At 66.6% G+C, this 21,970-nt stretch carries 23 protein-coding genes; 14 read left to right on the top strand and 9 right to left on the bottom strand.

Translation table 11 applies throughout. From position 1 onward, the window contains the following. Positions 1–227: 227 nt before the first annotated feature. Positions 228–1,109: an ArsR/SmtB family transcription factor gene (locus V2L32_RS10355; protein WP_331236416.1), complete on the bottom strand. Its 882-nt coding sequence runs from the start codon at positions 1,107–1,109 to the stop codon at positions 228–230. A 198-nt stretch (positions 1,110–1,307) separates the two neighbouring features. Here V2L32_RS10355 and V2L32_RS10350 point away from each other — a divergent pair, with 198 nt between their 5' ends. The 4 genes from V2L32_RS10350 (at position 1,308) to V2L32_RS10335 (ending at position 4,288) form a co-directional block, all read left to right on the top strand. Next, positions 1,308–1,649, top strand: a complete 342-nt coding sequence (locus V2L32_RS10350) for a hypothetical protein (protein ID WP_331236415.1) — start codon at positions 1,308–1,310, stop codon at positions 1,647–1,649. Next, on the top strand, positions 1,646–2,539 hold the full coding sequence (locus V2L32_RS10345) for a CPBP family intramembrane glutamic endopeptidase (RefSeq protein ID WP_331236414.1): 894 nt from the start codon (positions 1,646–1,648) through the stop codon (positions 2,537–2,539). Before V2L32_RS10350 ends, V2L32_RS10345 begins: the two co-directional genes overlap by 4 nt. A gap of 228 nt (positions 2,540–2,767) precedes the next feature. Next, entirely contained in the window at positions 2,768–3,607 is an 840-nt protein-coding gene (locus V2L32_RS10340; RefSeq protein ID WP_331236413.1) for a hypothetical protein, read from the top strand. A gap of 12 nt (positions 3,608–3,619) precedes the next feature. Further along, positions 3,620–4,288: a hypothetical protein gene (locus V2L32_RS10335; protein WP_331236412.1), complete on the top strand. Its 669-nt coding sequence runs from the start codon at positions 3,620–3,622 to the stop codon at positions 4,286–4,288. 34 nt (positions 4,289–4,322) lie between these two features. Here V2L32_RS10335 and V2L32_RS10330 read toward each other — a convergent pair whose 3' ends face one another. Beyond that, complete coding sequence (locus tag V2L32_RS10330; protein ID WP_331236411.1) at positions 4,323–5,114, bottom strand: alpha/beta fold hydrolase; 792 nt, start codon at positions 5,112–5,114, stop codon at positions 4,323–4,325. Between the two features lie 285 nt (positions 5,115–5,399). After that, positions 5,400–6,413: an alcohol dehydrogenase catalytic domain-containing protein gene (locus tag V2L32_RS10325; protein ID WP_331236410.1), complete on the bottom strand. Its 1,014-nt coding sequence runs from the start codon at positions 6,411–6,413 to the stop codon at positions 5,400–5,402. Positions 6,414–6,596: 183 nt separating this feature from the next. Here V2L32_RS10325 and V2L32_RS10320 point away from each other — a divergent pair, with 183 nt between their 5' ends. Together V2L32_RS10320 and V2L32_RS10315 are read left to right on the top strand one after the other, a co-directional pair. Then, positions 6,597–7,136 carry an Lrp/AsnC family transcriptional regulator gene (locus V2L32_RS10320; RefSeq protein ID WP_331236409.1) on the top strand — a complete coding sequence of 180 codons (540 nt, stop codon included), beginning with the start codon at positions 6,597–6,599 and terminating at the stop codon, positions 7,134–7,136. Positions 7,137–7,591: 455 nt separating this feature from the next. After that, complete coding sequence (locus V2L32_RS10315; RefSeq protein ID WP_331236408.1) at positions 7,592–8,185, top strand: flavin reductase family protein; 594 nt, start codon at positions 7,592–7,594, stop codon at positions 8,183–8,185. 181 nt (positions 8,186–8,366) lie between these two features. Here V2L32_RS10315 and V2L32_RS10310 read toward each other — a convergent pair whose 3' ends face one another. Continuing rightward, a complete protein-coding gene (locus V2L32_RS10310; protein ID WP_331236407.1) occupies positions 8,367–8,591 on the bottom strand; it encodes a hypothetical protein in 225 nt (74 codons plus the stop codon). A 358-nt stretch (positions 8,592–8,949) separates the two neighbouring features. Here V2L32_RS10310 and V2L32_RS10305 point away from each other — a divergent pair, with 358 nt between their 5' ends. After that, a complete protein-coding gene (locus V2L32_RS10305) occupies positions 8,950–9,423 on the top strand; it encodes a universal stress protein (RefSeq protein ID WP_331236406.1) in 474 nt (157 codons plus the stop codon). Between the two features lie 215 nt (positions 9,424–9,638). Here V2L32_RS10305 and V2L32_RS10300 read toward each other — a convergent pair whose 3' ends face one another. Next, positions 9,639–10,085 carry an SRPBCC family protein gene (locus V2L32_RS10300; RefSeq protein ID WP_331236405.1) on the bottom strand — a complete coding sequence of 149 codons (447 nt, stop codon included), beginning with the start codon at positions 10,083–10,085 and terminating at the stop codon, positions 9,639–9,641. A 173-nt stretch (positions 10,086–10,258) separates the two neighbouring features. Here V2L32_RS10300 and V2L32_RS10295 point away from each other — a divergent pair, with 173 nt between their 5' ends. From V2L32_RS10295 to V2L32_RS10285, 3 genes are all read left to right on the top strand, one after another. Further along, positions 10,259–10,672, top strand: coding sequence for an ester cyclase (locus tag V2L32_RS10295; RefSeq protein WP_331236404.1), 414 nt, complete (start codon positions 10,259–10,261; stop codon positions 10,670–10,672). 93 nt (positions 10,673–10,765) lie between these two features. Beyond that, the gene (locus V2L32_RS10290; RefSeq protein ID WP_331236403.1) at positions 10,766–10,954 is read left to right on the top strand and encodes a hypothetical protein; all 189 of its coding nucleotides are present in this window, start codon (positions 10,766–10,768) and stop codon (positions 10,952–10,954) included. 283 nt (positions 10,955–11,237) lie between these two features. Then, a complete protein-coding gene (locus V2L32_RS10285; protein ID WP_331236402.1) occupies positions 11,238–13,151 on the top strand; it encodes a beta-CASP ribonuclease aCPSF1 in 1,914 nt (637 codons plus the stop codon). A gap of 61 nt (positions 13,152–13,212) precedes the next feature. Here V2L32_RS10285 and V2L32_RS10280 read toward each other — a convergent pair whose 3' ends face one another. Next, on the bottom strand, positions 13,213–13,395 hold the full coding sequence (locus V2L32_RS10280; RefSeq protein ID WP_331236401.1) for a DUF5786 family protein: 183 nt from the start codon (positions 13,393–13,395) through the stop codon (positions 13,213–13,215). A gap of 279 nt (positions 13,396–13,674) precedes the next feature. On the opposite strand from V2L32_RS10280, the gene V2L32_RS10275 reads away from it, so the two are divergent. Both V2L32_RS10275 and V2L32_RS10270 read left to right on the top strand, forming a co-directional pair. After that, positions 13,675–14,415, top strand: coding sequence for a helix-turn-helix domain-containing protein (locus tag V2L32_RS10275; protein ID WP_331236400.1), 741 nt, complete (start codon positions 13,675–13,677; stop codon positions 14,413–14,415). 46 nt (positions 14,416–14,461) lie between these two features. Beyond that, complete coding sequence (locus tag V2L32_RS10270; RefSeq protein WP_331236399.1) at positions 14,462–16,828, top strand: cation-translocating P-type ATPase; 2,367 nt, start codon at positions 14,462–14,464, stop codon at positions 16,826–16,828. Positions 16,829–16,976: 148 nt separating this feature from the next. On the opposite strand, the gene V2L32_RS10265 is transcribed toward V2L32_RS10270, so the two are convergent. Further along, the gene (locus V2L32_RS10265) at positions 16,977–17,903 is read right to left on the bottom strand and encodes a VOC family protein (protein WP_331236398.1); all 927 of its coding nucleotides are present in this window, start codon (positions 17,901–17,903) and stop codon (positions 16,977–16,979) included. Between the two features lies 1 nt (position 17,904). Next, a complete protein-coding gene (locus V2L32_RS10260; protein WP_331236397.1) occupies positions 17,905–18,489 on the bottom strand; it encodes an NAD(P)/FAD-dependent oxidoreductase in 585 nt (194 codons plus the stop codon). A gap of 96 nt (positions 18,490–18,585) precedes the next feature. Here V2L32_RS10260 and V2L32_RS10255 point away from each other — a divergent pair, with 96 nt between their 5' ends. Together V2L32_RS10255 and V2L32_RS10250 are read left to right on the top strand one after the other, a co-directional pair. Continuing rightward, positions 18,586–20,478 carry an ABC transporter ATP-binding protein gene (locus V2L32_RS10255; RefSeq protein ID WP_331236396.1) on the top strand — a complete coding sequence of 631 codons (1,893 nt, stop codon included), beginning with the start codon at positions 18,586–18,588 and terminating at the stop codon, positions 20,476–20,478. A gap of 40 nt (positions 20,479–20,518) precedes the next feature. Beyond that, entirely contained in the window at positions 20,519–21,145 is a 627-nt protein-coding gene (locus tag V2L32_RS10250; protein ID WP_331236395.1) for a J domain-containing protein, read from the top strand. Here the strand turns inward: V2L32_RS10250 and V2L32_RS10245 are convergent. Then, entirely contained in the window at positions 21,109–21,903 is a 795-nt protein-coding gene (locus V2L32_RS10245) for a DUF7839 domain-containing protein (RefSeq protein WP_331236394.1), read from the bottom strand. The two genes, V2L32_RS10250 and V2L32_RS10245, sit on opposite strands and share 37 nt — an antisense overlap. Between the last annotated feature and the right edge of the window lie 67 nt (positions 21,904–21,970).

Raw genomic sequence — 21,970 nt, 5'->3', positions numbered from 1 at the left:
ATACACCCACCGAGTACTTAGACCACGGAGCGGATTCCCAAACCCTGAGAAGTGTAACACCGTGGGAGAAAGGGTGGACCTGGGTGTTCCGTACGAAGGTTGAAACGGAGCCGAGAGGCTCTACTAAGCCGTACACGTCTCCTTTTCGAGCACCGAACCGATTCGTTCGTCGATCGCACCACACCGAACGGAAGGGAAACGGTCGGGAGAACGGGGAACGATCGCCGTCAGCCGCCCGCCAGGTCTTCGGTCGTGTCCTCGGGTGCGGAAACCCGTACGACGGCGAGGGAGTCGTCAAGCGTCACCGCGAGCGGGTCGTGGCCGAGGTCGATGCTGAGGTGTATCCGGTCGGGATCGGTCGATCGGGAGACGTCGACGGGGTCGTAGAATTCGGACGCCCAGAGCGGAGTCGCTCGGACATCGATCCCGTGATCGAAGTAGTACGCTGTAACGGTCGGGTGTCGGCACGCACTCACGATGACCGGGATCTCGAGTGAAACCCCACAGCGGGGACACCGCGTCTCGACCTCCGAGCACTCGGGCCCGATATCGGAACCGGCCGAGAGCTCCAATCGGCCGTAACAGAACGGACAGATCCCTTCGGTCGCCAGGGCCAGATCGTTCCTGGTCTTGTGCGTCCAGAGTTCGAGCACCTCCGGTAGGGTACGATCGTCGATCGTGCCGGGCGGCAGTGTGTTCTTGAAGACGTGGTCGTTCGGACAGCGTACCCCGAGGAGGCCGTCCCTGTACGTCGCCGTGAGCCGTCCGTCACAGACGGGACACCGGTCCTCGAGTTCGAGGGGACCGAGCGGACTACCGGTGTCGTACGTGCCGGTGATGAGTGCGGCGACGACCTTGAGCCCTGCAGGGGCGATACGATACCCCTCGGCCGTCTTTCTGACGAACCGCCCTTCGAGTTTGTTCAAGTGGTAGCTGAAGTTCCCGGAGTCGCGAACTCCGACTCGGCGTCGGAGGTCGGAGAAGCCGATCGAAGGCTCGTCGGGGCTTTCGCGCAGGTGATCGACGAGCGTCCGAACGATATCGATCCGTGTCTCGTCGCTCAGGAGATCGAACCCCGGTTCCGAGGGCGCTCGCTCCGTCTCGGCCATGGTAGCTACTGTAGATCCAACAGCAACAAGCTACCGGCGGGTTCGAACCCGATTCCCCCTCGTTCGACGACCGCACTCGGTCGAACGAGCTGTCACGCACACTACTGTATCGTGGTACAGGATTGATATATCGTGATGGGACCGGTAGGGGTGGGTACCATGATGGGTCTACCAACCCACGAAGACCATCGACGACGGATGCAGAGGCCGCTACCGGCGGGCGGATCACTGATCGTGCTCGTGAGTGTCATCACGAGCACACTGTCGGTCAGTGCACTCCCCGGGAGAATCCAACTACCCTGGACGGTCGGTGGACCGTACTACGGGCCGGAGTTCGTTCCGCCGTCGCTCGTGCTGGCCGCATTCCCGCTGTTCATCACTGGTATCGCCCTCACCTGTCTCCCGATACGAACGTGTTTCACCCGACCGGAACGGGTCGAGACGATCCAGCCTCTCTACGACCGGGGAGTCCTCTTCCTGCTCGGAAGCGTGTCGATCGTCCAGTTCGTCGTCATCGTCCTCGACGTGGGACCGGTATGACGCCCGGGAACTCGGTTAGGGGAGGTATTAGCGGGAGTCGTCTCACGCTGTTCCTCGGCGTTCTGCTCGTGTCGATGGCGGGGTTCGTCGGTTTCTCGTGGATCTCCGGTCGCTCGTTCCTCTCGTTGCTCGTACCGTACATGTTCACACCGATGATAGCTGCCCTGATCGTGTGCTATTGGGACGGGATCTCGCTCTCTACTGTCGGGCTCCGGGTGGGCAGAGCTCGGTGGCTCGTCGTCGCCGTCGTGATCGTGTTCCCGATCGTGGGGGCGGTGACCGCCATCTCGACGGGCATTCCGGGAGTCGCCTTCGATCCGGCTGCAAGCGACGTTCCGGGACTCGATCTCACGGCCGGACTGCACGAAGTACTCCCGATCTTCGGGCTACTGTTGCTCACCGGGATCACGGTGAATTCGCTGGTCGCGCTCGGCGAAGAGTTCGGATGGCGTGGATACCTGCTGTGGGAGCTCGCGCCGCTTGGCTTCTGGAGAGCGTCGTTCGGTATCGGGGTGGTGTGGGGGCTGTGGCACACGCCCGGGATCGTGGCCGGTCACAACTACCCGTCGTTCCCGGTCCTCGGTGTCGTCCTGATGACCCTCTTCTGTACGCTCCTCGCGCCGCTTTACACCTATCTCGTGATCCGTTCGCGGTCGGTGTTACCGGCAGCGGTGTTCCACGGCGTGTTCAACACGTTCGCTCTCACGATCGCCGTTACGTCGACGCCCGACACCGTCGTTCGGGAACTCGTCGCCAGCGAAGCCGGCCTCGTCGGTCTGGTGGTCTTCGTGCTGATCGCGGTCGTGATCGCGATCGCCGGACCGCCACGACTGACCCGCGAGTTCGCCCGTAAGAGAGCGAGTCGCCCGTCGGTTGCCTCGACGGTCTGAAACCGTGGAACTACCGCTGTCGACCGACGATACGACGCGAGAGTGCTCCACGACGGGTTCTTCACGGTCCTGCCCCGTCGAATGCATGGGTTCGTTCGCCGATTCACCCGAGTGAGAGGCCTCGAACCCCGTCGTGCCTCCCTCCAGCAGTATTAGTTATGCCCAATCACCCCCATATTAAAATTTATATGTTTATCCCCGTTCGTGTCGTATCACTGCTGATCTACGATGACGACAAGTATCGATGAAGCGACCTACACCGACCGCGCGATCGGTGAGACGGGCGAACGCCGTTCCGTGCTCGCGATGGCTCGAACGGGTGTGTTCTACCTTTCGCTCCTGCGTGCAGGCGTGATGACGCTGTTGTTCCTCCCGGGCCTCCTCGCGTTGCTCGTGACGGGCTGGACCCCCGCTGTCGGTGCGGAACTCGGCATTCACCAACTCCACGTGATGGGTATCGCTACCGTCGTGGCGGTGTTCCTGCTCGGACTGTTCGCGCAGGCCTATCGCCCGAGAGAGCGCGTCGCAGCGATGTGGGGTGCGTTCCTCACCATCCTCGTCGTGAGTCTCGGGACGGTCGAATACGGAGTCGGGCGCCCGGAGGAGGTCCTCCCCTTCCTCCTGCTCACAGGCCTCGCGTTCGTCGCCCACCCGGCGGGTCGGAGAACGTTCCGGCGCGGCGACTCCTACAGCCCGGCGCTGGTGGCGCTGGTCGCCATCGCCGCGGTTCCGCTGCTCGCGTTCGCCGGGGCCCAACTGAGCCTGTCGTCGAGTACCCTCGACCCCCACGCCCTCGATGGTCACTACGTGATGATGGCCGGTCTCGCGGTCGCACCGCTCGCATACGGCGTCTTCGCGGCGTTCGGGTTCGACGGCTGGCGTCTCGCCTCGTGGCTCGCCGCACTCCCGATGGCCTACTACGGCCTGCTGTCCGTCTCGTTCCCCCTGCAGTCGGGCTCGACGGGAATCGTCTGGGGAGCTGCGGCCATCCTCTGGGCGATCGCGTTCGTCACGGTCGCGGAGTACTCTCGTGTAGGGACCGCCGCGATGCTTCGTCGCGAGGGATAGGGACCACGCTACATGTCCCTCGGCATCTCTGACTCGGCCGAACGAACCAACCTCTCCCGAGACACCGCTACGCGATCCGTCCCTCCCTACGTCTGGAAGTGTGCGTACGCGGTTCTCGGCGCGATAGCGCTCACCATCCCACTCGGTATCGGGTTCTTCCTCTACGAGGGGATCTTCGCACTGCTGAGCGACGCGGGCGGTCTACTCGTCGGTGTTCTCCTCGCCCCGCTGGTGTGGGGGCTGTACCTCCTGAACAGCGGTGACGGCCTCGACCGTCCCGTCCTCGCACTCGGTGTCCTGACCGTGCTCGGGATCTGTCTCGGCTCGCTCGGACTGATCGTGGTGAACGCGCTCTCGCTGGATCCCGCGGTCTACGGGGGCGGGTTCCTCGCGATCCAGTTCGCCGGCTGGCTGTTCCTCGGCATCTGGTTGCTCGGCGTCGGTGCGCTCGGTCTCCGAAACGAGACCGTCGAACGGCGGGTGTCGTGGGCCGCGGTCGCGACCGGCATCGGGTCGGGTGACGGGATCGTGACGCTGGTGTACTCGTACGCCGTCGGGTGGTTCACACCGGCGTTCTCGGTGTTCATGGCGCTGTTCGCCGTCGGGTTCGCCCTCTGGGCGTTCTGGCTCGGCAGAGGGCTACGGTCGGAGGCGGCGAGATCGTCTCCCGACCGGGTCTGATCCCTCGAGGACGAGGACTCGTCCGTCCGTTCGGTTAGCTCGGCTCGCGAGCGAACGCGAGCACCTCGTCGACGAAGAGCGCCGGCGCGGTGTTCATCGCGACGTGTTGCTGTCCGTCCAAAGTAACGACCCGGCTGTCCGGGAGTGCCCTGGCGACGGCGTCCGTCGCGTCTTCGTAGTACTGAGGGCTCTCGCCGCCGACCAGCAGCAGCGTCGGTGTGGTCATGGCCGCGAATCGGGTAGGATCGAACTCGTATTGGCCGGACGCCCGTGTCTCGCGATAGGCCGTGTCGGCTGCACTCACTCTAGCCGGCCAGTTCGGTGCCGAACGGAGCGCGTCGAGCTGTGTCGGCGAGAACATGGCGACCTCGCGCAGGAACAGAACGAGCGCTCGCTCGTGCTCGTCGTCGTCCAGAAGGGCCCTCATCTCGGCGAGTACGTCCTCGGAGTGGAGTTCCTGATCACCGACTCGGATCGGGGGCTCGTACAGGACGAGCGCGCGCAGGTCGTCGGTTCGCAAGGCCGCCTCCAGCGAGCAGAGTGCGCCGTAGGAGTGGCCGAGCAGGACGGCCGGCTCGTCGATCGACTCGACGACGGCGGCCACGTCCTCGAACTCCCGGTCCAGCTCGTAGTCGGCGGCGTCCCCGCTCTCGCCCCGACCTCGACGGTCCATCGCGTATACCGTGAACTGTTCCTCGAGGGCGGGACGGACCGGGTCCCACCGGGTGTGGTCGGCGGTCGTCCCGTGCACGAGCACGAGCGGTGGACCGCTCCCCGTCCGTTCGTACGCGATCTCCGTGCCGTCCACCGAAGCGATCGTCTCCATTATCTCTCGACCGTACGTCTACGCCGTCGAACTATGTGACGGTTTCGCACACCGCGGACGACACGTGAAGAACGCGAGCGGCCCGTCCCCACTCACCGATCTGCTCGACCCGGTCCACCGATCCGGGATCGACTCCCGATCGGGACGCGGCCTCCACTCTGGAATCCTTTCTGGGGGCTACCGAAGACGAGGGTGAGGGATGTACAGGAGAGAGAGGACGTGTCTCTCACCCCGTAGTGGAGAGTGGACGAGACGAGTGATCGACGCGACCGTTTTCGAGCCCTGTCAGGTCGTCACGACGAGTTTCCCGACGCTCTCGCGGTCCTGCATCGCTGCGAAGGCGGCCCCGGTCTCCTCGAGCGGATACAGCTCGTCGATCTCGGGGCGCAACGCACCGCTTGCGACGAGTTCGACCAGCGTCTCCAGGTCGGTCTGTGTCCCCATCGTACTGCCTATAATCCGTTTGTGTCCCAGGAAGAGGTCGGGGACGTCTATCTCGGACCGGCTACCGGCGGTCCGTCCGCAGATCACCATGCGCCCGCCACGTCTGAGGACGTCCAGTCCGAGTTCGGTGTACCGTCCTCCGAGATGGTTGAGGACGGCGTCCGGCGTACCGATATCTCGCACCGCATCGCGCAGCTCGTCGGGATCGGTGCCCTGGATGGCGTGATCCAGACCTAACTCGGCGAGTCGGTCCAGTTTCGCCGCCCTCGAGGAGGTGCCGATGGTTCGGACACCGAGTATATCGGCGAGCTGGATGCAGGCGACGCCGACGCCGCCGGTCGCACCCGGGACGAAGACGGTGTCGGTGGGACCCACGTTCGCCCGCTGGAGCATGTGGTAGGCGGTCATGTACGCGGTCGGGAGTGCGGCCGCGCTCGTCGTATCGACGGACGGCGGAAGCGTGAGGAGGCGATCGGCCCTGACGCGTGCCGTCTCCGCGAGGCCGCCGTGATACAGCGAGAAGGATTCACAGAGGTTCTCCGGTCCGTCGCGACAGAAGCGACAGCTCCCACAGGTCTCGTTCGGGCAGAGAAGGACACGGTCCCCCGGTTCGACCGCGGTCACGTCGTCGCCGACTACCCGGACGACGCCCGCCACGTCGAGGCCGCTGACGAACGGAAGGTCATCGGCATCGACCATGGCGGAGTCGCCCTCGAGGATCCAGAGGTCGTGACGGTTGATCGCGCACGCCTCGACGTCGACGACCGCCTCCCCAGGGCCCGGCTCTGGGCTGGGTCGCTCGATGATCGTTACCCCGTCCGGTCCGGTCAGTTCGGTGAACGCTGCGGTACGCATCGGCCGGGTGTACGACCGCCGTACCAAAAGCGATGAGTGATACGCCCCTCGCACTCGTCGGCGAGTTAGCGACGGGTGCGAGGGACGCCGGTGACGGCGTTGCGAGCGAGAGAACGTGTTCGGCACGGCGGTCGTCTCGCCAGCAGCTTCATACCCCTCGCCGACGATACGGACCCCAGCGCGATGGTCACCGAAAAGGACAGGGGAGTGATCCTGGACGACGTCGACCGGGCGATCCTCCACGAGCTACAACGCGACGCGCGACGGATCACCCACGAGGAGATCAGCGCCGAGGTCGGCGTCTCCCAGAGCACCGTCCGGAACCGGATCGCCGCTCTCGAGGAGACGGGCGTTATCAAATCCTACGCCCCGGAGATCGACTACGAGCGTGCGGGCTTCTCGCTTCACGTCCAGTTCGTCTGCACCGCGCCGATGGAAGACCGTCACCGGATCGCGCGCGAGGCCCTCGAAGTCGGCGTCGTCGTCACCGTCCAGGAGATGGTCACGAGCGAACGCAACCTCATCGTCCGCGTCATCGCGACGAACTCGCACGATCTCACCGAGATCACGCGCGATCTCGGGAGCCTCGACATGCGTATCCACAGCTCCGAGATCGTCACGAACACCTACACACAGCCGTTCAACTACTTCGAATCCAGTCGGAGGAGATCCGAAGCCGACGGGGACGACGCCGGCGAACGTTCGACGGAGCCCGATACGTGACGATTTCGTCCACGCCTGATGTGGAATTCGCAGAAGGAGTGCGATAGCACGTAACGCTGATGCTGACCGGGGCGAAGTAACACCGCTATCCCATCGCAGGAGGAACGCCGGAAGAAGGGGAGGGAATAGTGCCTCTGACAACCTCGCCGCCTCCTCGCTCCTGCGAAGGGGTAGCGAAGCAAAAGGGAGTACGGCAGGGTATTACTTAAATGTCACTCAAGCGCCCGAAATCTGCGATTTTCGCAGGACGGGCGTCGACGGACGAAAGATGGGGGTCGATCTCAGACGGCCTGCGTCACCCGGTGGGAGGTAGTGGAGCGGAATACACGCCCCGAACCCCATACCACGCCCCGAATCCCACACCGAGCGCGCGACACATCGAGAGGTCCGTGTACCGCCGATCACCGCCACGGGAAGGGTTAAGCAGGTCTGATCGAATCGATAACCGGATTCCAGTGAACCAGTTTGCCGCTCGAGAGATCGATCCCGGAGAGAACGCACGAATCATCAAGAGTGCGGTCACGCCGCGCCCCATCGCCTGGATCAGTACCGTCGACGGGAACGGCACCGAGAACCTCGCCCCGTTCAGCTCGTACAACTACGTCGGCTCGAGTCAGCCGGTGGTCGTGTTCAACTCGCCGAGCGAGGCCTCCGGCCGGATGAAAGACACCGCTCGGAACGCGCTGGAGACGGAGGAGTTCGCCGTGAACGTCGTCACCGAGGCGCTCATCGAGGAGATGGACCGGACCTCCGCGAGCGTCCCACCGGAGGAGAGCGAGTTCGACCTCGCGGGTCTGCGACGAGCGGAGTGCCGAGAGATCACCCCGCCGCGAGTGGCCGACGCCGTAATCACGATGGAGTGTACGCTGTACGACGCGATCGAGGTGTACGAGAAGCTGATGATACTCGGCGACGTGCAGTACTACCACGTCTCCGACGAGGTGCTCACCGACGGGCGGATCGACTCCCGAAAGGTCGATACGGTCGGCCGGCTAGGCGGGCCATACTACACCGTCTCAGACCCACACGAGTTCGAGCGGCAGTTCTGATCGCGTGTGTCCCTCATCGAGCGTGGCGAGACCGATCGTTCCGTCGGTGACCCGGTCGGACGCGCCGTGATTGCGGGCGCCGCGTAGTAGGAGTGTAGGCCACCCGCAGCTACAGCTTCGAGTGCCTCGGGGACGGCGGTCCCGTCTCTCTGCTCGGAGTGAGAGCGGAGTGCGACCCCGACTATCCACCGGCGCTCGAGTCGTCCGATCGGCTCTCCGCACGGTACCGGACGACCAGTTCGTAGTACCGTCCCTCGTCGACGGCGTCGACGAGTTCGGTCAGGCCGGCGTCGTCGGCCATCCGTCGGATCTTCGTGTGGTTCAGCATGTTCGCCCCCTCCTGCCGGCGGAGGGCCCTGAACTGACACATCGCGGTCTCGTCCTGACCGCCGTCCGTGGTCGTCATGGTCGTACCCCTCGTGGTATGAGAGACCGCGACTTACCGGTTCCGTCGGCGGGTGCCGGCGCGTGTCGACCGGCCGGCCGACGGGTTCCGGCCCGGCTCACAACGGACCAATCCATCCCCGACCGAACCCGAACAGCCGGTTTCTCTCTCCCCGATACCCGGACCGAACGGAGACACCACGACACTCGTCGGGACGTTCGGGGTGCGTCTCTCGCCGACCCACGGGAGGATCTCCGCCCACGTCTCCCCAGCAGGTCCGCGAGTCGGGTGACCGTCACTCGTCCCGACCTGCTCGTCGCTCGAACCGACGAGAGAGGGAGCCGTCCACTATATTACTCTCGAAAGTAATGATGGACGTATGTACAGTGACATCCTCTTACCGACCGACGGGAGCGAGGCAGCCGAGTCCGCGATCAATCACGCTCTCGCCATCGGGAACTGCTTCGACGCATTGGTCCACGTGCTACACGTGACCGACTCCAGTCACCCCGATCAGAGCCACGGCGGACAGCGTTTCGATCAGGTCGGGACCGATCAGTTCAGCGAGCGGGAGACGCTCGCCGAGATCGGTCGAGAGGCGATCGGTACCGTTACGTCCGAAGCGGAGAGCCGAGGGGTCGACACGGTCGAGCACATCGTTCCCGGTCAACCCGCCCGTGTCATCGCTCACTACGTGGAAAACGAGGGTATCGACCTCGTCGTCATGGGGAGCAGGGGTCATCAGGGCGTCAAGCGAGCACTGCTCGGGAGCGTCACCGAGCGCGTCACGGGCCTCGTCGACGTGCCCGTCCTCGTCACGACCCCCGGAGAGACGAACGAAGGCGACGGGTAGGGGATACCGACGGCGGCTCGGTTACCGGTGATCACGTTCTACGACCGTCACCTCCCAGCGCTACCGTGAGGGCGATTCAGCGGAGCTATCCTTCGACGACCGGAGCCACGTGATGGATGCAGCCTCCGTCGTTCGAACCGGCTGGCCGTGCGATCGAGGTGCATCGATGGGTCGTGTGCTTACTGTGGCACACACATCAGAGAACCGGAAACGGATCAGTCTCCCCCTTCGAGTATTCTCTTCAAGTTCTCCCCTTCCTCATTCATGTGTCGTCGGACCGCGTCGAACTCCCGCCGATTGAGTCTCGCTCCGATCGGCCCGGTTCGGATCTTGATCCGCTGGACGACCCGACACCCCTCCCCGTCGGGTTCGAACGCGAAGCTGATGTAGGGGAGTACGAACCGTATCAGCCGCGAGGTCGGCCGCAACTCGATATACCGATCCGGCTCCACCGCGGCGTACCAGACGGTCTTTTTCATGAGCGTCCCCCCGATCACTTCCTCGAAATAGGAGCGGTTTCCCCGTTCGAGTCCCTCGCCCTCGACCCACCGGAACGTGATGTGGTCCGGATGCCACTCCTCGTAGTTGCTGTCCATCTCCTCGAAGTAGCGAAAGACCTCCTCGGGTGGAGCCCCGATACGTGTCCGTTCCTCTAGGATCACGGTTCGTCACCCTACTTGAGGACCGGGGAGGGATCGTTCCGACGGATACTGGTATGGCAGACCTCTGTCAGTCGTATCCGCCAGCAGCCGATTCAGACGGTGCGGATCGGTCAGGTCGTGCGTGTCGATCATCGGATGACTCTATGTGGTACGGTAACATAGAGGGATCGGCCATGGCAGAAACAGCGGCGCCGGACGCAGAGCAGGTCATGAGGGACTACTTCGATCTGAGGAACGGAGACCGTTCGAAACTGAGTGTGCTAGCCGACTCGTTCACGTTCTCCCACCCGTTCGGGGAGGTTCACGGAGGGGACGAACTCGTGGAGATGCAGCTCGAGAACGAACGCGCGATGGCCGATACCGATCTCGAGGTGGACGAGATGCTCGTCGGTGACGGGGTCGCGATGTGGAAATGGACGATGAGCGGTACACACGACGGGGAGTGGCAGGGTATCCCGCCGACCGGGCGCGAGGTGGAGCTCGAGGGGATGTCGATGACCGTGATCGCGGACGGGAAAGTCCAGTCGAACCGGGCGTACTTCGACTCACAGAACCTCCTCTCACAACTCGGGGCAACGGACGAGTGACTGTGGGTCCCCGATAGCCGATCTTCCCGCCGAGAGGATCATCGGCAACGGCGCTACCCACAGCGGGGAGTTCACGGGCGGGATCGGGAACTATTGGGGTGTGCGAACGGCCCCACGAGCGACGACGACGACCCGTCCGAGGCGTTCACCGATCCCGAAACCGGTCGCCCCGTGGACGGTGACGGCGACGTGATCAGCGAGTCGCTCGACCCCGGTGTCGCGAACGTCCGCTTCCACCTGTTTCTCAAATCGCTCCCCGACGACGTCGGGGCCGATCTGTAAGAGAGGGTGAGGATCCGGACCCACTCCCAGACGTGAGCGCGTCGTGAGTACGCCACAACGCTGAAATAGGGACGTGTGATAGACTCCTCCAGCGGAGTCGCGACCGACTCGACCCCGACGAGGAGACGAGAGACGGCCACCGGGAGGGAAGTCGTTTCCCAGGTTGGAGCTCTCGTGTGGCTACCTCACGCTCTCGGTCCGGATCGGTCTGACGGTCGTCCGTCAGTCGCGGTCGACCCATCGAACGGTTCGAGCGACACTCCCACGCCGGCCGGCACACCACATGAGCACGAACCACACATCCCTTTCGGACCTCCAAGCGGAACTCGAAGCGGAACTCCCCGACGACCTCTCGATATCGAGGGTCGTCTACGAGGGCTCGGAACTCGTCGTCTACACCGGAACCCCCCGCGAGTTCGCCCAGCGAGGGGACGTCGTCGCCCACCTCGCGAGGACGTTCAAGAAGCGAATCGCGGTCCGACCCACCCCGGAGACTCGAACCGACCCCGCTCGGGCCGAACCCCGGATACGCGAACTGATCCCCGAGGACGCCGGCATCGAGAGCCTCGAGTTCTACCCGAACACGGGCGAGGTGATCATCGAGGCCGAGAAGCCGGGCCTCGTCGTCGGTCGCCGTGGGAGCACGTTTCGCGAGATCACCCAGGAGGTCGGCTGGACGCCCGAGGTCCTCCGCACCCCGCCGATGGAGTCCTCGACCGTCTCGAACGTCCGGAACTACCTCATCGGCGAGCGTGCCGAACGGCGAGAGCTCCTCGAACGGGTCGGCGAACGGATCCACCGCGAGCCTCGGCAGGAGATCGACTGGGTCCGCGTCACGACGCTCGGCTGTTGTCGCGAGGTCGGACGTGCGAGCTACGTCCTCTCGACCCCCGAGTCCAGAATCCTCGTCGACTGTGGGGACAAACCCGGTGCCGAGGGCGAGGTCCCCTACCTCCAGGTACCGGAGGCGAACCCGATCCCCGACCTCGACGCCGTCGTGCTGACACACGCACACCTGGATCACTCGGCGCTCCTCCCCCTGCTGTTCAAGTACGGCTACGACGGCCCGATCTACACGACTGCTCCGACACGGGACCTCATCGGACTGCTCCAACTCGACTACCTCGACGTCGCCGCCAAGGAGGGCAGACACCCGCCGTACGAGAGCGAGATGGTCCGCGAGGAGCTCAAGCACACGATCACCCTCGGGTACGACGAGGTGACCGACATCGCGCCGGAGATAAAGCTTACGCTCCACAACGCGGGCCACATCCTCGGGAGCGCGGTCGCGCACTTCGAGATCGGAGAGGGCGTCCACGACGTCGTCTTCTCGGGCGACATCCACTACTCGGGGACGCGACTGTTCGACGGCGCCGTCAACGAGTTCCCAGGCGCGGACACGCTCTTTCTGGAGTCGACGTACGGCCGGCGAGGCGACTACCAGACCGACCAGGACGACAGCGAGGCGAGGCTGCTGGAGCTGATCACGGAGACCTACGAGAACGGCGGGATCACCGTCGTTCCGGCGTTCGCGGTCGGTCGCTCCCAGGAGATCATGCTCGTCCTGGAGGAGGCGATGCGGACGGGGAAGCTCCCGTCGATGCCGATCTACCTCGACGGGATGATCAGGGAGGCGACGGCGATCCACACCGCCTACCCGCGCTTTCTTCGGGACGAGCTCAGACGGGAGATCCTCCACGAGGACCGGAACCCGTTCCTCGCCGAGGAGTTCCGGCAGGTCGACGGCGGCGAGCAGATGCGCGAGGAGATCGCGGGCGGCGAGCCGTGTATCATCCTCTCGACGTCCGGGATGGTGACCGGCGGACCGATCATGTCCTGGCTCGAACTGCTCGGGAGCGAGCCGGAGAACACGCTCGTGTTCGTCGGCTACCAGGCCGAGGGGACGCTCGGCCGAAAGATCGAGGGAGGGAACAGGGAGGTCCACCTCGGCGGCCGTCGTGGGGGGTCGAACCGGCTCACGCTCCGCTTCGGTGTCGAGTCGGTGAGCGGGTTCTCGGGCCACGCCGATCGGAACGGGCTCGAAGGGTTCGTCGAGACGATGAACCCGCGACCCGAGCGGATCCTCTGTGTTCACGGCGACGCGACCGCGACGAACCAGCTCTCGTCGGCGCTCCACCAGCGCTTCGGCATCCGGACCCACCCGCCGCGTAACTTAGAGACGTTCCGGCTCGCGTGAGAGGCCGGGAGGGTCGCGGTCGACCGTCGGCATCGGCGGCAGCGCGCTCGGAGCGGCGGATCTACTCCTCGTCGGCGCCCTTGATCCGCTGAAGCTGATCGAGGAGATCCTCGGTCGAACCGCCGTTGTCGACGTTCATCGATCCCTGGTGGTCGTTCTCGCGGACGTCCACGCTCCCCTCGTCCTCGTCGTCTTTGATCTCGTGTTTCCCCTGCTCGGATTCGTCGTAGCTACCGAAGCCCATGGATCGAACGACGGCGCTCGGAGATAAACACCCTCCGGTGTCACTTCGTGTTCTCGCTCGAAGCGTCCGCGACTCGAGGACCACGGAGCCGACCGGAGACGACGAGAGGGGGCGCGGAGACGACGAGACGCGGCACGCTCCGATCGGCCCACCGCTCCGGGGCCACCGGTCGAGAGCCCGCTCACGAACCCGCTCTGTTCCGGTTCGCGCGACGTCGGTCGTCGACGGTCGAGCGCGTTCGAGGACGTGGTTTTACGCGTGCGGCATCTATCGAGACGTATGCGCGAATTCGTCTTCACCCTGGAGTACGAGCCGGGCTGCAACGCGGTGGCGGACACGCTCGCCGAGTTCCCCGACGCACGGATCCGCTCGCTCTCGCTGCACGTCACCGAGGGGAGCCTCTGGCGCGTCGACCACGCCACGGGGACGCCAGGGGCGCTCGCGGCGATCGAGGAGACGTTCCTCACCGCGGACTACTACGCGGACTGTCTCGCCACGGAGGACTGCGGGGCCAGCCAGACGACGAACGTCCTCGAACACACCGACGAGACGCTCGTCCTCTACTCCTACTGGAAGCGGACGCCGACCTGTGCGTCGGTCCCGCACATCGCCCTCGAGCACCTCGGGGACGGGGCGGTCCTCGAGACACGCCACGAGGAACGCGAGTACAGGTGGCGGATCATCCACCCCGTAGCCGGCGACGTCAGAGCGTTCGTCGAGGAGCTCCAGACGGTCGTGGAGGGCTGCGCGACGATGGAGCTCAACCGGTTGACCGACGCGTCGGCGCCGCGAGCCGGAGGTGACGACGACCTGCCGGCCGAACAGGAGGAGGCGCTTCGGGCGGCGGTCGAACACGGCTACTACGAGACGCCTCGGGCGGTCGACCTCGGCGAACTCGCCGAGACGCTCGATCTGCCACGGTCGACGCTCGCCTACCGACTGCGGCGGGCGGAGGCACACCTGGCCGAGCGACGGGTCGCCCGGAACCGCTCGTCGGGGAGCGTACTGGCGTCCCTGTGAGGTCGTCCCCGAGCCCGATTGGAACCGTCCAAGCGGTGAGTTGGAGATGTCCAACCAAGACGTATCCGGGTCGGCCCACTGGGAGACGGTAGTGACCGGGATCGAGACCACGACCGACGGCGGAGCGGGGCCGGGAGAGGGAGCCGTCGTCCTCTCCGTCCCGGAGATGGACTGTCCGTCGTGTGCGACGAAGGTGCGAAAGAGCCTCGAGAGCGTCGATGGGGTCCGCGGGACGGGCCTCCAGCCGACGACCGGCACGGCCACCGTGCGCTACGACCCCGCCCGCGTCGGCGTGAGCGAGATCGCCGCCGCGATCGAACGGGCCGGCTACGAGGTCGTGGATCGATCCACCCGCGACACGAGCGGGGCCGCCGGGATCGCCCCGCCCTCGGAGGTCTGGACCAGCCCTCGCGCGATCAAGACGTGGGTCGGGGCCGTCTTCCTGACCGCCGGACTGCTCCTCGAGTTCGTCCTCACCGGGTGGAACCTCGCGTTCCTCTCGACGCCGTCGGTTTCGCTCACCGCCGCCGACGTCGCCTTCCTCGTCGCCGTCCTGACGAGCGGGCTCCCGGTCGTCCGGAGCGGGTACTACTCCGCGCGCAACCGCAGCCTCGACATCGACCTGCTGATGGGGACCGCGATCGTCGCCGCGACCGCGATCGGGCTCTTCATCGAGGCGGCGACGCTCGCGGTCCTGTTCAGCATCGCGGAGCTGCTCGAACGGTTCGCGATGGACCGGACGCGCGACTCGCTCCGGGAGCTGATGGAGCTCGCGCCGGATCGGGCGACCGTCGTCCGCGACGGGAGGGAGGTGACCGTCCCCGCCGGGGAGGTCGCGGTCGGCGAGACCGTGATCGTCCGTCCGGGGGAGAAGATCCCGGTCGACGGCGTCGTCACCGGGGGCGAGAGCGCCGTCGACCAGTCGCCGATCACCGGCGAGAGCGTTCCGGTGGACAAGGAAGCGGGTGACGACGTCTACGCGGGGACGCTCACCGAGGCGGGCTATCTCGAGATCGAGGCCAGGACGGAGGCGGCCGAGACGACGCTCTCGCGTATCATCTCCCTCGTCGGTGACGCGCAGGCGAAGAAGACCGAGCGAGAGCAGTTCGTCGACCGGTTCGCCGGATACTACACGCCGGTCGTGGTCGCACTCGCGCTGCTCACCGCCGCAGTCCCGCCGGTGCTGATAGACGGGAGCGTCTCCGTCGGCGTCGGAGGCTACACGCACGTGTTCGCGGGCGAGTGGCGGACGTGGTTCGTCCGCGGGCTGACGCTGCTCGTCATCGCCTGTCCCTGCGCGTTCGTCATCTCCACGCCGGTGAGCGTCGCCTCCGGCGTCACGTCCGCCGCGCGAAACGGGGTGCTGATCAAGGGCGGCAATCACCTCGAGGCGATGGGCGCGGTCGACGCGATCGCGTTCGACAAGACGGGAACGCTCACGCGGGGCGAACTCGCCGTGACCGACGTCGTCCCGTTCGGGGAGGCGACCGAGACCGACGTCCTCGGCCTCGCCGGGTCGCTCGAACGCCGCAGCGAACACCCGATCGCCGACGCGGTCCTCGACCGGGCGGCGGGGGCGGACGTGCGGTATCGAGAGGTGACCGGGTTCGAGAGCATCACCGGCAAGGGCGTCTCCGGGAGAATAGACGGGAGGACGTACTACGCGGGGAAACCGGGGCTGTTCGCGGACCCGGACCTCGCAGTCGGGGAGGGGCGCACCGACGGGGGGGAGAGCGCCCTGGGGACCGCCCCCGGGGTTCGTGGCGCCGAAGCGGAGGCCGACGCCGTCGTCGCGTCGTTACAGCGCGAGGGGAAGACCGTGGTCCTCGTCGGGACCGACGAACGGCTCGTGGGGGTCCTCGGGATCGCCGACGAGGTCAGACAGGAGGCGAGGCGAACGGTCGAGCGCCTCCACGACCTCGGCGTCTCGCGGGTGGTGATGCTCACGGGGGACAACGAGGGGACCGCCCGGGCGGTCGCCGACGAACTCGGGGTCGACGAGTACCGCGCGGAACTCCTCCCCGACGGGAAGGTCGAGGCGGTGGAGGCACTCGAAGCGGAGTACGGCGCGGTCGCGATGGTCGGCGACGGGATCAACGACGCGCCCGCGCTGGCGACGGCGACGGTCGGGGTCGCGATGGGCGCGGCGGGGACCGACACGGCGATCGAGACGGCGGACATCGCGCTGATGGGCGACGAGATCGAGAAACTGCCCTACCTCTACGAACTCTCTCGGACGGCCAACGGCGTGATCCGACAGAACGTCTGGGCGAGCCTCGGGGTGAAGTTCCTGCTCGCCGTCGGCGTCCCGTTCGGCTACGTGAGTGTCGCGCTCGCGGTCCTCGTCGGCGACATGGGGATGAGCCTCGGCGTGACGGGCAACGCGATGCGGCTCTCCCGGATGAAGCCGTGATACGGACCGCCGGACGCCCGTACCGGTCGGACCGGGACCCACCTCTCGGTCCGAGCGGTACGCGGGTACAGCAGTCTGCATGAGTCGTCGAGTCGCCCGTGCCGTTCTCCCGGACGCGAGCGACGGGAACGCCGCGCACACCCCGTCCTCACCACGTCGGTAGTTCGAGCGACGGCAACTGCCCCTCGATCATCTCGCGGTCCTCCTCCGCCCACCCCGGGAGGTCGAGGTACGTGTCGGGCCGTGTCTCCTCGGGAGCCGGCCCCGGTCCGTCCGTCGCGAGTTCGATCAGGATCCCGCCCGGCTCCCGCACGTACAGCGAGTGGAAGTACCCCCGGTCGCGAACCCGCGAGACGTGGATCTCGCGCTCCCTGAACAGGTCGTGCCACTCGTAGAGGTCGTCCACCTGGTCCACCCGCACCGCGAGGTGGTGGATCGTCCCCGGGCCCTCGCGGCCGTATTCGCTCCCTCGATCGAGCAGGTCGACCACCCGTGCCCGGTCGCCCGGCGCGAGGTACCGGATCCGGTCGCCCTCCTGTCCCTCCAGGGAAAAGCCGAGCGTCTCCAGAACGCTTCCCGTACCGTAGGGGTCCGTCGGCAGCAGCGTCACGCCGTGGAGCTCCCGGATCGCGTGCCCCTCCGGTACCGGCCCGTCCGACCACGGGTCGACCGGCGATTCTCCCTCGCTGCCACAGAGTTCGATCGGCGTCCCGTCCGGATCGGTGAATCGAAGTACGCGCTCGCCGAACCGTTCGGTCGGCCCCGCCACCTCGATTCCCCGCTCTCGAAGCCGGTCGCCCCAGTAGCCGATCGAGCCCTCGGGAACCGAAAACGAGACCGCACTCGGCTGCGGTTTACCCACTCGACCCGGATCCTGATGGGGATAGGGGAAGTAGGTGAGGACCGTCCCCGGCTCCCCGCTCCCGTAGTAGAGGTGGTGGACGAGGACGTCCTCCTGGTTCACCGTGGTTCGGACGAGCCGAAGCCCGAGCGTGCCGACGGCGAACTCGACGTTACGCTGGGCGTCGCCCGCGATCGCGGTGACGTGGTGGAGTCCCGTTGTATCCGAGAGCACGCTAGTCGTCGATCAGCCCGCCGAAGAGCCCCTCTGCAGTCGCCGGCGTGTCGAAGTCGTGGAAGTGTTCTCCCTTCTCCTTCGTGAGGACGTTGAGCGCGGCGGCCGCGCCGTCTCCCGCCGAGATGACCGCCTGCCACTCCTCTGCCCTGACCATCGCGCCGGTCGCGTAGGCGTTCTCGACCGACGTCTCCATCGTCACGTCCGCCTCGACGACCCCCTCGTCGGTGAGCGCACAGCCGAGGTCCTCCGCCAGGTCGCGGTTCGCACCCGTCGCGAGGATCACGTACTCGGCGTCGGGCTCTCCCTCCTCGGTGTGGACGGCGAACCCGCCGTCGGTCTCCTCGACGCCGGTGACCTCCTCGCCCTGTCTCCGGTCGACACCGAAGTCGTCGACCTGCTGGCGGGCGGTCGCGAGGAACTCGCTGCCGCCCACCGACCCGACGCCGAGGTAGTTGAACAGGTGTGCTTTGTGCATCCAGGTTGCGTCCCTGTCGAAGAGCACGGTCTCGAGCCCGTTCTTGCTCGCGAACAGCGCGGCGCTCAGTCCCGCCGGACCGCCGCCGACGACAGCTACGGTTGTCATGGCATCGGTTACGGACGCCGGCGTGTTAACTCTGCGTGAAAGACCTGCGCTGCCGCCACCCGGGAACTGATAGCCCCCGGGGCCCTCCGGAGAGCGATGGTCGCCCGCGAGGAGAACGTCTTCGACGTCTACAGGGAGCGGGTCGATCGCCCGCTGGCCCGGCTCTTTCAGGCGTACGGTACCGACGAGATCCACTGGTTCGCGCTCGGGATGGCCGCGAACGTGATCGCACGCCTCGCCAGCCTCGCCCCGCCGCTGATTCTCGGCGTGGCGATCGACGCCGTCTTCGTCGACCAACAGCCCTACACGCTCCCGATCGTCCCCGACGCCTGGCTCCCGGTCACCGCCGAGGGCCAGTTCTGGTTCTCGGTCGCGCTGATCGTCGGCGCCTTCCTCACGACCGGCGTCTTCACCTGGGTCTACGGCGTCGCGGCGAACAACTTCGCCCACCGCGTGATGCACGCCGTTCGCACCGACAGCTTCGCCCGGATGCAGGAGCTCGACATGCCCTTCTTCGACGACAAGCAGACCGGCGAGGTGATGAGCGTGCTCAACAACGACGCCTCGAACCTCGAGGTGTTCCTCGACGACGCGCTCCAGAACACCGCCCGTCTCGGCGTGATGGTCCTCGGCATCGCCGCAGTGCTGTTCTACCTGAACGCCCAGCTCGCGCTCGTCACCCTCGTCGCGGTGCCCGCGATGATGCTGCTCACCCTCTGGTTCATGCGCCGGGTCGAGCCGATCTACGTCGAACAGCGCGCGAGCATCGGCCACCTGAACACGAGACTCGAGAACAGCCTGAGCGGCGTCGAGCTCGTGAAGACCTCCGGTACCGAGTCCTACGAGGTCGAGCGGGTCACCCACGCCTCGCTCGAGTACTTCCGGCAGACGATGTCGATGCTCAAGCTCAACTACGTCTACAGACCGGGGATGGAGCTGCTCGCGGGGCTGTCGTTCGCCGCGACGTTCGTCGTCGGCGGGATCTGGATCTTCGACGGCCCGCCGGGGCCCTTTTCGGGCGACCTCTCCGTCGGCGCGTTCGTCACGTTCCTGTTCATGAGCCAGCGCATCGTCACGCCGCTCGCGGAGGTCTCGAACATCGTCGACCAGTACGAGAACGCGAAGGCCTCCTCCGAGCGCGTCTTCGGGCTGATGGACGTTCCGGTCTGGATCACCGACGCCGACGACGCGACCGACCTCCGAAACCCGGAGGGTCGCGTCGAGTACCGCGACGTCTCCTTTTCCTACCCGGAGACCGCGCTGGCCGCCGCCGAACGGCGCGAGGGTGGCGAGGTGGTGTTGAGAGACGTCTCCTTTACCGCCGATCCGGGCGAGACCGTCGCCATCGTCGGGCCGACCGGCGCGGGGAAGTCGACGATCCTGAAGCTGCTCCTGCGACTCTACGAGGTCACGGAGGGGGAGATCCGCGTCGACGACCGCGACGTCCGCGAGCTGACGACCGCGAGCCTTCGAGGGGCCATCGGCTACGTCGGTCAGGACACGTTCCTCTTCGACGGGACGGTCGGGGAGAACATCCGGTACGGGGAGTTCGACGTGACGGACGCGGAGGTCCGGGCGGCCGCCGAGGCGGCCGAGGCCGACGGGTTCATCCGCGACCTCCCCAGGGGTTACGACACCCGGATCGGTGAACGCGGCGTGAAGCTCTCGGGCGGCCAGCGCCAGCGGCTCTCGCTCGCCCGGACGGTCGTGCAGGATCCGGCGATCCTCGTGCTCGACGAGGCGACCTCGGCCGTCGACACGGAGACGGAACTCGCGATCCAGCGGAGCCTCGACCGGCTCTCTGCGGGCCGAACGACGCTCGCGGTCGCCCACCGCCTCTCGACGGTGAAAGAGGCCGACACGATCCTCGTCGTCGAGGACGGAGAGATCGTCGAGCGCGGCACGCACGACGAACTGCTGGAGCGAGACGGGCTCTACGCGACGCTCTGGGGGGTCCAGACCGACGAGATCGATCGTCGGGGGAACTGATCTGCGAAGGTTCTTTGACCCGAGAGCCCTACGGGATTCCGTGCTCTCGGACCTGATCGCGTGGCTCCCCTGGTGGTTCATCGCCGGCGTCCTCGCCGGACTCTGTCTCACCGTCCTCATCGCCGGGGTGTTCTACGTCGGGACGCGGCTGTACCCCGACACACCCTCGGCCGGACCGCGACGGACCGGTGACGATCGGAAGCGCCGGGAGATCCGCACCTACCTGGAGGCGATCGGGGAACGGTTCGTCGAGGACAGTGAGATCGGCGGGCGGGTCGTCGAGTTCTACCTCCCCGAACGGGACGTCGCGATCACGTTCGACGTGCGGACCTACTTCACCGTCGGCGAGACCGAGACGGACACGATCCTCGTCGAACACGAGATGCGAGGGGTCCACCTCGGCGCCCGCCTCCCGTTCGAGGTACCGGAGTTCGAGTTCGGCGTCGAGGGGAGCGCCGAGGAAGCAGAGACGATCAGGGCAGCCTACGCCTTCCTCGGGCTTCCGACCGACGCGGACGCGGGGGAAGTCAGGCGTGCCTATCGCGAACGGATCAAACACGTCCATCCGGACCACGGCGGCGACCGCGAGACGTTCGATCGGGTGCGCGAGGCCTACGAGATCGCCTCCGATCACGCCTCCGCTCGGGCCGCCTCGGCGACCTCGTAGTCCACGCCCGAGTCCCGAAGGGCGTCGGTCACCCGGCCGGCCGTGTCGGCCGTCGCGACGACCACGACCCGGAGCCCTCGCTCGGCCGCGTCGGCGGAGACCGCACCCGCGCCGAACGTCGTCCGCGGGTCGACGTCCGCCCGCGAGCAGGCGACGACCGCCTCGACACCCGACGCGACGACGAGGTCCGCCCGCTCGCACTGCTCCGAGAGCGCCTCCGCATCGACCGCGGCGCTCCCCCCCGAGCGGATCGCGGGGACCTGGATGACGGTCGCCCGCCCCGGGTCGAGGTCGATCACCCCCTCGAAGCCGGTGACGCCGACCTCGCTGCCCTCCTCCGCGTCGGTCGTCGCGACGCCCGTCGCGGGCCCACCGTCGCCCGGCGTCGCGTGGAGCAGCCCCGAAGAGAGCGTGAGCGTCACCGTCTCGCCCTCCGTGATCGACCCCGTGGCGATGGCGGCGTCCTCGCCGACGCTCCCGAGGACGTCGTCGGTGACGTGTTCGGCGAACCGGCGCACCTCGGTGGCCGCGCGAAACAGCCAGTCGACGCCCTCCTTCGTCACTCTGTACCGTGAGCGCCCTTCCTTCTCGACGTAGCCCTCGGCCACGAGGTCGCGGATGTACTCGCTGACCGCCTGGCTGGTGACGCCGACGGCCTCCGCGATCTCGCCCTGGCTCACCGCCGGCTGGCGTTCGGCGATCTCGACGAGGATGCGAAAGCGCGTCGCCGACCGCTTCGTGTCGAGGACGTCGACCATACCCGGTATCGGTCGGGGGGACACAAAAACGTGCCCAGGTCCCGGAACGATGTCGGGCGCGGTCGGC

Origin of the sequence: Halalkalicoccus sp. CGA53, from assembly GCF_036429475.1 — an archaeon.
GTDB classification, from domain to species: Archaea; Halobacteriota; Halobacteria; order Halobacteriales; family Halalkalicoccaceae; genus Natronorarus; species Natronorarus salvus.
This window is presented reverse-complemented; position numbering and strand designations above follow the sequence as displayed.

Coding starts and splice junctions, on each gene's coding strand:
- V2L32_RS10355 (WP_331236416.1), bottom strand. CDS start 1,109: ATGGCCGAGACGGAGCGAGCGCCCTCGGAACCGGGGTTCGATCTCCTG.
- V2L32_RS10350 (WP_331236415.1), top strand. CDS start 1,308: ATGCAGAGGCCGCTACCGGCGGGCGGATCACTGATCGTGCTCGTGAGT.
- V2L32_RS10345 (WP_331236414.1), top strand. CDS start 1,646: ATGACGCCCGGGAACTCGGTTAGGGGAGGTATTAGCGGGAGTCGTCTC.
- V2L32_RS10340 (WP_331236413.1), top strand. CDS start 2,768: ATGACGACAAGTATCGATGAAGCGACCTACACCGACCGCGCGATCGGT.
- V2L32_RS10335 (WP_331236412.1), top strand. CDS start 3,620: ATGTCCCTCGGCATCTCTGACTCGGCCGAACGAACCAACCTCTCCCGA.
- V2L32_RS10330 (WP_331236411.1), bottom strand. CDS start 5,114: ATGGAGACGATCGCTTCGGTGGACGGCACGGAGATCGCGTACGAACGG.
- V2L32_RS10325 (WP_331236410.1), bottom strand. CDS start 6,413: ATGCGTACCGCAGCGTTCACCGAACTGACCGGACCGGACGGGGTAACG.
- V2L32_RS10320 (WP_331236409.1), top strand. CDS start 6,597: ATGGTCACCGAAAAGGACAGGGGAGTGATCCTGGACGACGTCGACCGG.
- V2L32_RS10310 (WP_331236407.1), bottom strand. CDS start 8,591: ATGACGACCACGGACGGCGGTCAGGACGAGACCGCGATGTGTCAGTTC.
- V2L32_RS10305 (WP_331236406.1), top strand. CDS start 8,950: ATGTACAGTGACATCCTCTTACCGACCGACGGGAGCGAGGCAGCCGAG.
- V2L32_RS10295 (WP_331236404.1), top strand. CDS start 10,259: ATGGCAGAAACAGCGGCGCCGGACGCAGAGCAGGTCATGAGGGACTAC.
- V2L32_RS10285 (WP_331236402.1), top strand. CDS start 11,238: ATGAGCACGAACCACACATCCCTTTCGGACCTCCAAGCGGAACTCGAA.
- V2L32_RS10280 (WP_331236401.1), bottom strand. CDS start 13,395: ATGGGCTTCGGTAGCTACGACGAATCCGAGCAGGGGAAACACGAGATC.
- V2L32_RS10275 (WP_331236400.1), top strand. CDS start 13,675: ATGCGCGAATTCGTCTTCACCCTGGAGTACGAGCCGGGCTGCAACGCG.
- V2L32_RS10270 (WP_331236399.1), top strand. CDS start 14,462: ATGTCCAACCAAGACGTATCCGGGTCGGCCCACTGGGAGACGGTAGTG.
- V2L32_RS10260 (WP_331236397.1), bottom strand. CDS start 18,489: ATGACAACCGTAGCTGTCGTCGGCGGCGGTCCGGCGGGACTGAGCGCC.
- V2L32_RS10255 (WP_331236396.1), top strand. CDS start 18,586: ATGGTCGCCCGCGAGGAGAACGTCTTCGACGTCTACAGGGAGCGGGTC.
- V2L32_RS10245 (WP_331236394.1), bottom strand. CDS start 21,903: ATGGTCGACGTCCTCGACACGAAGCGGTCGGCGACGCGCTTTCGCATC.